Raw genomic sequence first — 12,187 nt, 5'->3', positions numbered from 1 at the left:
GGCTCAGCCGACTCCTGCTGAATTGTCGGCTCAGCCGACCGAACGTCCCGTGCCTTCCCAGAACTGCTTCCGCACGGCCTTCTTGTCCGGCTTGCCCAGCGCCGTGATCGGCACCGAATCGACGACGACCACCTGCTTGGGCGACTGGACCGGGCCTTTGCGTTCCTTGACCGCGGCCTGGATCTCGGCGGTCATCGTCGCCACCGCGGCTTCGTCGGACGCGGCGTCGGGACGCAGGACCACCACCGCGGTCACCGCCTCACCCCACTTCTCGTCGGGCGTTCCGATCACACACACCTGGGCGACCGAGGGATGCTCGGCCACAACGTCTTCGACCTCGCGGGGGAAGACGTTGAACCCGCCGGTGACGATCATGTCCTTGGTGCGGTCGACGATGTAGTAGAAGCCGTCCTCGTCTTCGCGGGCCAGGTCTCCGGTGTGCATCCAGCCGTCTTTGAAGGTCTCGGCCGTCGCGTCGGGCAGGTTCCAGTATCCGCCCGACAGCAGCGGCCCTGACACGCAGATCTCGCCGACCTCACCCTGGGGTACCGGCTGGCCGTCGTCGCCGAGCAACGCCACCCGCGCGAACAGCGTGGGCCGCCCGCAGGACGTCAGCCGCTTCTCGTCGTGGTCCTTCTTGGCCAGGTAGGTGATCACCATCGGCGCCTCGGACTGCCCGTAGTACTGCGCGAAGATGGGCCCGAACCGGCGGATCGCCTCCTTCAGCCGCACCGGGTTCATCGCCGACGCGCCGTAGTACACCGTCTCCAGCGACGACAGGTCGCGGGTGTGAGAGTCGGGATGATCCATCAGCGCATAGATCATCGACGGCACCAGCATCGTCGCGGTGATCTTCTGCTCCTCGATCACCTTGAGCACCTCGGCCGGATCGAACTTGGTCATCACCCGCAGCTCGCCACCCTTGACGATGACCGGGGTGAAGAACGCTGCCCCGGCATGCGAGAGCGGGGTGCACATCAAGAACCGTGGGTTCTCCGGCCATTCCCACTCGGCCAGCTGCACGGTGGTCATCGTCGTGATCGACTGCGTCGTCCCCATCACGCCCTTGGGCTTTCCGGTGGTGCCGCCGGTGTAGGTCAGTCCGCCGATGTGATCGGGCGCCAGATCGGCCGCCGCCAGCGGCTTGGCCGGGTATTTCGCCGCCTCAGCTGTCAGATCGACCGCGGCCACCCCGCTGTCGGCGAGCTCCTGGGGGACGGGGCCGATGGTGAGCACCTGCTTGAGCGACGGCACCTTCTGCATCAATCCCAGCGCGCGTTCGACGAACATCGGCTGCGGATCGATGATCAGCGACGTCACCTCGGCATCGGAGAGCACGTAGGCGTGATCGTCCAGGGAGCCGAGCGGATGGAGCGCCGTGCGGCGATACCCCTGAGTCTGTCCCGCACCGATGATCATCAGCACCTCGGGGCGGTTGAGCGAGAGCAGCCCGACCGCGGCACCGGTGCCGGCGCCGAGCGCTTCGAAGGCCTGGATGTACTGACTGATGCGGTCGGCCAGTTCGCCGCCGGTCATCGTGGTGTCCCCGAGGAACAGCACCGGCTTGTCCTTGTGGCGCTTGAGCGCGCCGACGGTCAGGTGGCCGGAGTGCAACGGATGGCGCAGCAAGTCACTCATGGCCTACAGACTAGAACGTGTTCCAATTTGAGTCATCGAGTGCTCGCAAATCCGCGATTTCGGCGCGGAAATCGCCGCTCAGAGACGACTTCCACGCCGAAATCGTCGGCACGCTACTTCCAGACGCCCTCTTTCTTCCACCGCAGCTCTTTCTGCACCCATTCGTTGTCCTGCGGGAACTCCTCGGTCTCGGTGATGCGGCGTACCTCGAGTCGTGCACCGGGGCCCAGCGGGCACTTCACCGCCCACTGCTTGGCTTCCTCGATCGACGACACCGCCAGCACCCAGAACCCGTTGAACAGCTCTTTGGCTTCGGTGTATGGACCATCGGTGACGACCGGGGTCTCGGAGTCGAAGTCGACGACGAAGCCGTCCTCGGGGCCGGCCAGGCCCTCGCCGGCCAGCAGGACGCCGGCCTTGATCAACTCCTCGTTGAAGCGGCCCATCGCCGCGATCACGTCCTCGAAGTCGACGTTCGCCATCGCTTCCTCTGCCGCGGGAGTCGAGCGCAGGATCAGCATGTAGCGGGTCATCGTGTCTCTCCTTCTGTTTTCGGGAAGGGGCCCGTACCAGTGTCGCGCCGGGGTGTTCCGGGGGCCCACGTCAACACGTCGAACGGCGTCGGCGGGAATCGACACGACGTGCCTGAGAATTTTTGGCAATCTTTGCCACATCGAGAAGTTAATGTGCATACTCATGTCCGACGGATGGTGAAGGTTGCGCGGGGACGTGAGAAGGGTTTTTGTCGCACACGTCATTTAGACCTACTGAACGTCGATATCCTGCACGAACAGGAACCAGAGAGATCGCCGATGCTGCCGATGCACCCAGCAATAAGTAAATGACGATTCAACAGAGTGCGAGTTCTTCTGGAGAACCTTCGAGAGAGGCGGCACCCGACGCCGGCGTGCAGGAGATCACCGACTGGGCCGGTGGCTACGTCTCGCGGCACCCGCTGGCGTCGCTGACGACGGTCGGGGACCAGTTCGTCCTCGGAGTGCGGACGATCCAATATCTCATCATCGATCTGCTGACCGGGCGCTTCCAATGGCAGGAATTCATCCGGCAGGGCGCTTTCATGGCGGGCACCGCGGTGCTGCCGACCGTCCTGGTGGCGCTGCCGATCGGCGTGACGCTGTCGATCCAGTTCGCGTTGCTGGCCGGTCAGGTCGGCGCCACGTCGCTCGCCGGTGCCGCGAGCGGGCTGGCGGTGATCCGGCAGGCGGCGTCGCTGACGGCGGCGATCCTGATGGCCGCCGCCGTGGGCTCGGCGATCACCGCCGATCTCGGCTCGCGCAAGATGCGCGAGGAAACCGACGCCATGGAAGTGATGGGGGTGTCGGTGGTGCGCCGACTCGTCGTCCCCCGGTTCGCGGCCGCGGTCATGGTCGGTGTCGCCCTCACCGGCGTCGTCTGCTTCGTCGGCTTCCTGGCGAGCTACCTGTTCAACGTGTACTTCCAGAACGGCGCGCCGGGCAGCTTCGTCGCCACCTTCGCCGCCTTCGCCACGACGGGGGACATGATCGTGGCGCTGGTCAAGGCGGTCGTGTTCGGGGCCATCGTCGCCGTGGTGTCCTGTCAGAAAGGAATGTCGACGAAGGGTGGTCCGACCGGGGTGGCGAACTCGGTCAACGCCGCGGTGGTCGAATCGATCCTGGTGCTGATGGTGGTCAACGTCGCGATCAGCCAGCTCTACATCATGATGTTCCCGCGGGTGGGGCTGTAGACCGATGACCGCATCCCAGTTCACCCCGGCCCTGTTCGCTCCGGCGCGAAAGCTCTACCAGCGCACCACCGGACCCATCGTGCGGCTCGGCCACATGCTGGTCTTCTTCGGCCGCGCGATCGCCGGCATCCCCGTCGCGTTCACCCACTACCGCAAGGAGTTCGTCCGTCTCCTCTCCGACATCGCTTGGGGCAACGGCTCGTTGGTGGTGGGCGGGGGCACGGCGGGCGTGGCGATCGTGCTGGGTATCACTGTCGGCGCGCTGGTGGGGATCGAGGGCTACAACTTTCTCGATCTGCTCGGGCTGGGGCCGGCGACCGGCATCATCTCGTCGTTGGTCAACACCCGTGAGCTCGCGCCGATCGCGGCGTCGCTGGCGTTCGCCACGCAGGCCGGTTGCCGCTTCACCGCGCAGCTCGGTTCGATGCGGATCGCCGAGGAGATCGACGCCCTGGATTCGCTGGGGATCCGGCCCATTCCGTATCTGGTGACCACCCGCCTGATGGCCGCGACCGTGGCCGCGGTCCCCCTGTACGTCGCCTGTCTGGCGGTGAGCTACCTGACCACCCAGGTCGTCGTCACGATCATCTCCGGCGGTTCGACCGGCTCCTATCTGCACTACTTCACGCTGATGCTGTCCGGGCAGGACATCGTGTACTCGATCATCAAGACCATCGTGTTCGTGTGGATCGCCTCGACGGTCCAGTGCTACTACGGTTTTTACGCCAGCGGCGGTCCGGTCGGGGTGGGGGTGGCTGCCGGCCACGCGATGCGCGCCAGCATCACCGTGGTGATCATGGTCAACATGCTGCTGACCATGGCGCTGTGGTCGGTCGACTCCGGCGCGAGGTTCGGGGGCTGAATGGGCAATTCGTTCGAAACGGACGGCCGCGGACCCTCCGACCGGCAGCTGCTGGCGGCCGGCCTCGCGCTGGTGGCGGTGGCCGCGGTGGTGACGGCGACGCTGCTGGTGAAGGCCACCGGTCGGCTCGACCCCTACGTGCGGGTGGTGGCCGACCTGGTCAATGTCGGTGACGGGCTGCCGCAACGCTCCGACGTGAAGTACCACGGCGTACTCGTCGGTGCCGTGCAGGACGTCACCCCCGCCGCGGACGGCGAGCCGAACTACGTGCACATCGATCTGGATCCGCACTACGCCCAGTCGATTCCTGCGACCGTCACCGCACGAGTGGTGCCGAGCAACGTGTTCGCGGTGTCGTCGGTGCAGCTGGTCGACCAGGGGCACGGCCCGCCGATCAGTGAAGGCGCGCACATCCCCGAGGACACCGAGCTGCCGACCGTGCTGTTCCAGACGACGATCAGCAAGCTGCGCGACATCCTGGCGGCCACCGGCCGGGGCCGCGAGGACAAGACCATCGGCGTGCTGGCAGCCGTCAACGCCGCCACCGAGGATCGCCGCACCGAGCTGCTGACCAGTGGTGCTCAGCTCAGCAGGCTGGTCGACGAGGTCGACTCCATCGTGGCGAGCGACCCGGGCCCGACGACGGTCTCGGCGCTCATCGACGCCACCCGCGGACTGCAGCAGACCGCCCCCGAGTTGATCGACGCGCTGCACGTGGCGGTGGAGCCGATGCGCACACTGGTCCGGCAACGCAGCCAACTGGATTCGCTGATCAGCGGTGGACTGCACACGCTCGGCACCACCGACACCGCGCTGAACAACCACACCGACAAGCTGGTCGAGATCAGCTCGGATCTGACCCCGGTACTGGGATCGCTGGCCGAGATCTCGCCCCACTGGGTGCCCGCCTTCGTCAAGCTCAACGGGTTGTCCGACAAGTTCTTCGACGAAGTGTGGATTCCCGAACAGGACACGGCGAACATGCGGGTGAACCTGTCGTTCACCCCGACCTACAGCTACACGCGGGCCGACTGCCCGCAGTACGCCGGGCTGAAGGGGCCGAGCTGTTACACCGCGCCGCTGGTGCCGACGCGTCCGGAGCTGCCGGATGTGCTTCTGCCCCAGAACTATCAGCCCCCTCCGGATCTGGCCCCGCCCAGCGGAACGGTGGTCGGTGAGAACGGCAATCTGGTGGCGGTCGGGCCGCCACTGGTCGACCACAACCCGAGTCTGGCCGACCCGAATCCGCCGCTGCCGTCGTGGATGCCGCCGTCGGCGCCGGTTCCCGGCACGGCCAACCCCGCGCTGGTGCCCGATCCGCAGCCCCCGCAGATCCTGTCTCCGGTGGCGCCGGTCGCGCCCAAACCCGGTGATCCGCCCCCACCCGCGCCGGCGCCACCGGCTGCCCCCGGCGGGCCGGTCCTGCCCGCCGAGGCCGCGCCCGCTTCCTACGGCGGCAATCCCTACGGCGGCAATGTGGGACCCGTTGGCAGTCAACAGGAACGCAACCAGCTCGCAGTGATCACCGGTCAGCCGGCCAGCACGGCCACCCAACTGCTGCTCGGCCCCGTCGCGCGCGGTGCCACGGTGTCCCTGGTGGATTCGAGTTCGAGAGGGGGGAATAGGTGAAGATCCGGGGCGCCGTGATCGGGCTGTCGTTGTTCATGGCGGTGGCGGTGGCGGTCACGTGGCTGGTGTACGCGACACTGCGGCGTGACGTCGCCGGTCGGACGGTCCCGTACGCCGCAGTGTTCACCGACGTGTTCGGTCTGCGCGAAGGTGACGACGTCCGGATGGCCGGGGTGCGGGTGGGTCGCGTCGAGGGCATCGAACTCGACGGCAAGCACGCCAGGGTCGATTTCGTGGTGCAGAGCGACCAGCAGGTGCTGGGGACGACGGTCGCGTCGGTGACGTACCAGAACATCGTCGGACAGCGGTACCTCGGATTGTCGCTGGGCAGCGTCGGCGACCCGGGACCGTTGCCGGCGGACAGTGTCATTCCCGTCGAACGCACCGACCCGTCGTTCGACGTCGGTGCGCTCCTCAACGGTTACGAGCCGCTGTTCAGCCTGCTGGACCCGAACGCCGCGGACGATCTGACCCAGGGGGTGATCCAGTCCCTGCAGGGGGACAACGCGTCGATCACGGCGCTGGTCGATCAGACCTCACAGCTCACCGACGCCTTCGCTGGACGCGACGAGGAACTCGGCGCGGTCATCACCGACCTCAACTCGGTGGTCGGCAATCTCGCTCGGCACAACGACGATCTCGACCAGGTGATCACCACCACCCGCGGCGTGGTGTCCACCTTCGAGGCGCGCCGACCCGAGCTGGTCGACTCGATGGGCACCATCTCGCGGGTGATGGGGCAACTGTCGACGATCAGCGACGAGGTGGAGCCCGACCTCACCGACCTGGTCGCGCGCGAGCCGGGATTCACCCGCCACATGGTCAGCATCGAACCGCAGCTGGCTTTCACCGGAGCCAATCTGCCGCTGCTGCTCAAGGGATTCGCCCGCATCACCAACGAAGGCGCGTACGCCAACGCGTACGCCTGCGACCTGAACGCGACGGGCTTCTTCCCCGGACTCAACGATGTGGTTCCGATCGTCGTCGACGCGGCCACGCCCGGCAACGACGCCACCTACAGCCTCCGCTGCAGGAACCTGGCCAATGGCTGAAGCGCCGACGAAACGCCGGAAGAAGCCGCTCGAGGAGCGCAACAAGACGCTGCTCGGCGTGGGGGCGATCGCGGTGGTGGCCGTCGTGGTCGGCGCCATGCTGATGGTGCAGCTGGCCAACATCGGTTACCGGCACTACGCGGCGAAGTTCCTGCAGGCCGCCGCACTTCAGGTGGGCAATCCGATCGTGGTGGCAGGAATCCCGGTCGGTGAGGTGACCAGCATGACGCTGGCCGGAGATCATGTGGAGGCCGGGCTCAAAGTCCGCGACGACATCGTCTTCGGCCGGGAGTCCCGTGCCGTCATCAAGGTGACCACCATCCTCGGATCGCGATATCTGTCGCTGGAACCCGACGGCGCGGGGACGTTGCCGGACGACACCTTCGACCTGCGTCACACCGAGGTTCCCTACGATCTGCAGGAAGCGCTCGCCGACGTGACCCGGACCTATGAGCAGGTCGACTCGGACAGGTTCGCCCAATCCTTGGCGATCCTGGGTGAGCAACTCGAAACACTGCCACCGGTGGTGCCGCAGGCGCTGGCGAACACGCACACGCTGTCGACGATCATCGCCGAACGGCGAGATCAGTTGGGCCAGCTGCTCGAGACCACCGAGATGGTGAGCACGACACTGCGCCGACAACAGTCCACGATCGGCAGCCTGGTCAACCAGGGCAACGCGCTGCTGGGTGAATTCGTGGCGCGCCGGGCGAGCTTCCACGCGATGATGGCAGCGCTGACCAACCTCGTGGAGACGCTGAGCACCGTCGCCGTGGACAACCGTCCCGAACTGGAGCAGCTGCTGACCGACCTGCGGGAACTCTCCGGAATGCTCAGCGAGCACGACGATCTGCTGCGCAGCACATTGCAGGCGGGCCCGCCCGCGCTGCGCGGGCTCGCCAACGCCACCGGAAACGGCAACGCCGTCGACCTGAACGTCACCAACGGTCTGCTGGTGGATTCGTGGATGTGCGCGATCAGCGGCCGCGCCAAACAGTTCGACATGATCCAGTACTTCCAGGACTGCAAATGACCAGCCGCAGAACCAGACTCGCTGCACTGACCGGTACCGTGCTGATCGCCGCCTTGGTGGCTGCCGGAATCGGGTGGTCGTACCTGGCGGAGCGGATGGACACGATCACGGTGACCGCACAGTTCGACAGCGCCGCGGGCCTCTACGTCGACAACACCGTTGCGGTACTGGGCATGCCGGTGGGCACAGTCACCGAGATCCGGCCGATGGGCGGCTACGTCGAGGTCGACTTCACCGTAGACCGCGACGTCAAGATACCCGCCGACGTCCAGGCCGTGACGATCTCCAACTCGATCCTGACCGACCGGCAGATCGAGTTGACACCGCCCTATCAGGACGGGCCGACGCTGGCGGATCACGCCACCATCGGACTGGACCGCACCAAGACCCCGGTCGAGTTCGCGCGCGTGCTCGACGTGCTGGACAAGCTGTCGATGTCGCTGGAGGGCGACGGCAGAGGCAACGGCCCCCTCGCCGACGTCGTCGACGCCAGCGCAGCCGTCGTGGACGGCAACGGCCAGCAGATGAAGGACGCGCTCGGTGAGCTGTCGGAGGCGTTGCGGCTCAGCGCCGATCGCGGTGACGTGACCCGCGACCAACTCACCACCATCATCGGCAACGTCAGCTCCCTGTTCGAGGCCGCGGCCGCCAACGAGGCCACCCTCGAGGAGTTCGGGAGCTCCGTGCGTCAACTCAGCCAGGTCCTCGCCGACGAGGACTTCGGCACCGGCGCCACCGGCCGCAAGCTCGAGGACGTCATCAACCAGGTCGGTGAGGTGCTCGACACCCACCGCGACGAGGTCAGACAGATCGTCGCCAACGGCGACGTCGCCGTGACGACGACGGTGGACCACCAGCGTGACCTGATGGAGTTCCTCGACGTGGCGCCGATGACGCTGGACAACCTCTACAACATCATCGACAAGAAGAACGGTGCGGTGCGGGTGCACGTCCTCACCGACAAGGTGCTCTTCGACACGCAGACCGTCAAGGAGATGTGCAACATGATGGGACTGCGCCAGTTGGGTTGCAGCACCGGCACGTTGCAGGATTTCGGGCCCGACTTCGGGCTGTCGTACGTGCTCGACGGGCTGGCCGCGATGGGGTAGAAGTGATGCGCGGGCGCCGTATCCGGAAGACCTTGCTCGCGGCGGCCGTCGCGGCGGTCACTGTCAGCGGCTGCGCCACCGAAGGTCTGGCCAGCCTCCCGCTGCCCGCACCCGGAGTCGACGCCGACGGCTACACGCTGACCGCGGTGTTCGCCAACGCGCTGAACCTGCCCGCACACGCCAAGGTCAAGCTGGCGGGTGCCGACGTCGGACAGCTCGAATCGATGCAGGCCCGCAACTACACGGCGGTGACCACGCTGCGGATCATGGACGGCGTGCAGCTGCCCGAGGGCAGCACCGCCGAGCTGCGCTCGGCGACCCCGCTGGGCGACGTGTTCGTGTCGATCAAGCCGCCCACGCCGGTGGTGCCGGGCGCCCGGCTGCTCGGTGACGGCGACGTGATCCCCCTGGAAGCGACGACTGCCGCGGCAACTGTCGAGTCGGTGCTGAGCTCGGCGGCAATCCTGGTGAACGGTGGCGCGGTGCGCAACTTCACCAACATCATCAACGGCCTGGGGCGGGCCACCGGTGACCAGGGGCAGGCGTTCGGTGACCTGATCAGCAAGACCAACCACACCCTGGGCAGGCTCAACGCCCGCTCCGAGCAGATCTCCACGGCGTTGACCGAGACGACGAACCTCGCCGCCCAGATCGAAACCAAGAACGAGGTGCTCGGTGAACTGATGTCCGAAGCCGGACCGGCCACCGACACGCTGGCCGACCAGACCGACCAGATCGCCGATCTGGTGACTCAACTCGGTGACGTCGGTGGGCAGCTGCAGAAGTTCCCGTCCGTCGCCGGTGACGACACCAGCGGTCGCAGTGTGATCGCGGACGCCAACACGATCGCCGCGGCGTGGAACGACGTGGTGCTGGCCCCCGATGCCACCCTCTACTCCCTCAACCGGCTGATGCCGCCGTTCGTCAAGTCGATGCCCAGCAACGCCATTTCGACCAGGGTGAGCATCGACCGGTTGGTCCTCGGCTCGATCCCAGATATCGGTTTCGCCGGCGACAAAGGTCTGCACGGACCGAAGCGGTACAACTGGCACCAGCTGGTCGGATCGCTGAAGTTCACGCTGCTGCGGTTGCAGGAACGGATCGTCGGCAAGGGCCCCGCCGTGCCGCAGGTTCCGGTGGCGCCCAGCCCGACCGAACCGGGGCAGATCGTCACCGTCGCACCGGAGCCGCCTCGATGATCAACGGAGCAGCCAACACTGTAGTCGGGGTGGTGCGATGGGGTCATCGCCGGCGGGCGTGGTTGTCCGCCGCCGCACTGGTGCTGACGCTCGTGGTGGCGAGCGCGTACCTGCTCCTCGGCGCGCTGCGGGTCAATCCGTTCGCCGCGAGTTACCGGGTCGTGGTGCAGCTGCCCGAATCCGGCGGGTTGCTGCCGAACCAGGACGTCACGTTGCGCGGTGTTCCGGTCGGGCGGGTGCAGAGTCTGGAGATCACCCCGGCCGGGGTGGATGCTCACATCACGCTCGACGCCGCGGTCAAGATCCCTGAGGCCAGTGACGTCCAGGTCTCGGGACTCTCGCCGGCCGGTGAGCAGTACATCAACTTCGCCGCGGCGTCGGCCGCCGGCCCCTATCTGAGGGACGGAAGCGTGATCGGACTCGGCCGGGCGGAGGTCCCGGTGACCCTGGCCACGCTGCTGGCACACGCCGACGGCGCCCTCGCCCAGACCGATGTCGGCAAGCTCGAGGTCATCAGGCGCGAGCTGAGCATGTCCGAAGCCGGTCCGCAGAAGCTCGCCGACATCATCGACGGGGGCTCCTTCCTTCTCTCGACGCTGGATTCGGTGCTGCCGGAGACCTCGAGCATGCTGCGGACCAGCCGGGTTTCGTTGCAGCTGGCCGCCGACAAGAATGCCGGCATCGAGGTCGCGTCGGACAATCTGAGGGAAACTCTGAGCGGGGTGGCCTCGATGCAGGACGGGTACCGCCGGCTGACCGACCGCGCACCGCGGTCGCTGAACTCCGTGGACAATCTGTTCACCGACAACTCCGACACGATGGTGCAGCTGCTGGGCAGCCTGGCCAGCACGTCGCAGCTACTGTACCTACGGGTCCCGGCGCTGAACTCGCTGTTCCCCGAGTACCGCACCTCGCTGCTGGACGCGATCGGAAGCACCACGCACGACAACGGATTCTGGGCTACCGGCGACATCTATCCGCGCTACGCCTGCGAGTACGGCACCCCGCGCCGGCCCCCGTCGTCGGCGGACTATCCGGAGCCGTTCATGTACACGTACTGCCGCGACGATCATCCCGGCGTGCTCGTGCGCGGCGCCAAGAACGCGCCGCGACCCGCAGGCGACGACACCGCGGGCCCGCCGCCGGGCGCCGACCTCGGCCGCACGACCGACCCGACCCCCAAGGGGCGCTACACCATTCCCACTCCGTACGGTGGCCCGACTCTGCCGATCGAGCCCCCGCGCTGAACCCCGACCTCACCACGAAGGAGCCTCCATGCCGTCGACCACCGGCGAAGATCTCGACGACCAGAAGGCCGACACGGCCGGAGACGACACCGCGACCTCGGACGGCGCCGCGACCGAAGGGCTGACCGACGACGCCGCGGCGGAGCCGGACACCGCGGGAGACGGCGACAGCGACGACGCCGGGCCCGCGACCCCAGGTCGGCGACGCCGGTTTCTGGTCGGCGCATTGGCCGCCCTGGTGGTGGCTGGGTTCGCGACGTCGGGATATCTCGGCTGGCAGCTGTGGCAGGACCGGCAACTGGAACAGGCTGCGGCGCAGGCTCAGACCGCTGCGGTGTCCTACGCGCAGGTGCTCACCAGCATCGACTCCACCAATGTCGACGAGAACTTCGCGCAGGTGCTCGACGGGTCGACCGGTGAGTTCAAAGACATGTACACCAAGTCCAGCACCCAGCTGCGTCAACTGCTGATCGACAACGAGGCGTCCGCCCGCGGGGTGGTGCTCGAGTCGGCGGTGCAGTCGGCGTCCGAGAACCAGGTCGTGGTGTTGTTGTTCGTCGACCAATCGGTCCAGAACGCCAGCGTGCCCGACCCGCGTATCGACCGCAGCAGAATCAAGATGACGATGGACCACGTCGACGGCCGCTGGCGCGCAAGCCAGGTCGAGCTTCCCTGAAAGGCGGGCAACGCGT

Annotated in this window: 11 protein-coding genes; 9 read left to right on the top strand and 2 right to left on the bottom strand. The window is 66.9% G+C overall.

Annotated elements, in window-relative coordinates; translation table 11 throughout:
• Window positions 1-30: 30 nt before the first annotated feature.
• Both fadD8 and ACEWX3_RS24710 read right to left on the bottom strand, forming a co-directional pair.
• Window positions 31-1,638, bottom strand: coding sequence for a fatty-acid--CoA ligase FadD8 (gene fadD8 / locus ACEWX3_RS24715; protein ID WP_207066037.1), 1,608 nt, complete (start codon window positions 1,636-1,638; stop codon window positions 31-33).
• A gap of 113 nt (window positions 1,639-1,751) precedes the next feature.
• Entirely contained in the window at window positions 1,752-2,171 is a 420-nt protein-coding gene (locus ACEWX3_RS24710) for a YciI family protein (protein ID WP_207066036.1), read from the bottom strand.
• Between the two features lie 308 nt (window positions 2,172-2,479).
• Between ACEWX3_RS24710 and ACEWX3_RS24705 the strand changes: the two genes are divergently transcribed.
• Genes ACEWX3_RS24705 through ACEWX3_RS24665 form a run of 9 tightly spaced genes read left to right on the top strand, consistent with a single transcriptional unit; the run spans window position 2,480 to window position 12,171 of the window.
• Window positions 2,480-3,364, top strand: coding sequence for an MlaE family ABC transporter permease (locus ACEWX3_RS24705; RefSeq protein ID WP_374157983.1), 885 nt, complete (start codon window positions 2,480-2,482; stop codon window positions 3,362-3,364).
• 4 nt (window positions 3,365-3,368) lie between these two features.
• Window positions 3,369-4,226 carry an ABC transporter permease gene (locus tag ACEWX3_RS24700; protein ID WP_207066035.1) on the top strand — a complete coding sequence of 286 codons (858 nt, stop codon included), beginning with the start codon at window positions 3,369-3,371 and terminating at the stop codon, window positions 4,224-4,226.
• A complete protein-coding gene (locus tag ACEWX3_RS24695) occupies window positions 4,227-5,855 on the top strand; it encodes an MlaD family protein (RefSeq protein WP_374157982.1) in 1,629 nt (542 codons plus the stop codon). It abuts the gene before it with no gap.
• Window positions 5,852-6,907 carry an MCE family protein gene (locus ACEWX3_RS24690; RefSeq protein WP_374157981.1) on the top strand — a complete coding sequence of 352 codons (1,056 nt, stop codon included), beginning with the start codon at window positions 5,852-5,854 and terminating at the stop codon, window positions 6,905-6,907. Before ACEWX3_RS24695 ends, ACEWX3_RS24690 begins: the two co-directional genes overlap by 4 nt.
• Window positions 6,900-7,940, top strand: coding sequence for an MCE family protein (locus tag ACEWX3_RS24685; protein WP_374157980.1), 1,041 nt, complete (start codon window positions 6,900-6,902; stop codon window positions 7,938-7,940). Before ACEWX3_RS24690 ends, ACEWX3_RS24685 begins: the two co-directional genes overlap by 8 nt.
• Entirely contained in the window at window positions 7,937-9,049 is a 1,113-nt protein-coding gene (locus ACEWX3_RS24680; protein WP_374157979.1) for an MCE family protein, read from the top strand. Before ACEWX3_RS24685 ends, ACEWX3_RS24680 begins: the two co-directional genes overlap by 4 nt.
• 5 nt (window positions 9,050-9,054) lie before the next feature.
• Window positions 9,055-10,248 carry an MlaD family protein gene (locus ACEWX3_RS24675; RefSeq protein WP_374157978.1) on the top strand — a complete coding sequence of 398 codons (1,194 nt, stop codon included), beginning with the start codon at window positions 9,055-9,057 and terminating at the stop codon, window positions 10,246-10,248.
• Window positions 10,245-11,495 carry an MlaD family protein gene (locus tag ACEWX3_RS24670; protein ID WP_374157977.1) on the top strand — a complete coding sequence of 417 codons (1,251 nt, stop codon included), beginning with the start codon at window positions 10,245-10,247 and terminating at the stop codon, window positions 11,493-11,495. Before ACEWX3_RS24675 ends, ACEWX3_RS24670 begins: the two co-directional genes overlap by 4 nt.
• A gap of 28 nt (window positions 11,496-11,523) precedes the next feature.
• The gene (locus ACEWX3_RS24665; protein WP_207066028.1) at window positions 11,524-12,171 is read left to right on the top strand and encodes a DUF3329 domain-containing protein; all 648 of its coding nucleotides are present in this window, start codon (window positions 11,524-11,526) and stop codon (window positions 12,169-12,171) included.
• The last annotated feature ends 16 nt before the right edge of the window (window positions 12,172-12,187 follow it).

The organism is Mycobacterium sp. G7A2 (genome assembly GCF_041902445.1).
Taxonomy (GTDB): domain Bacteria; phylum Actinomycetota; class Actinomycetes; order Mycobacteriales; family Mycobacteriaceae; genus Mycobacterium.
The sequence above is the reverse complement of the archived record's forward strand: the minus strand, read 5'-3'. Positions and strand labels throughout refer to the sequence as shown.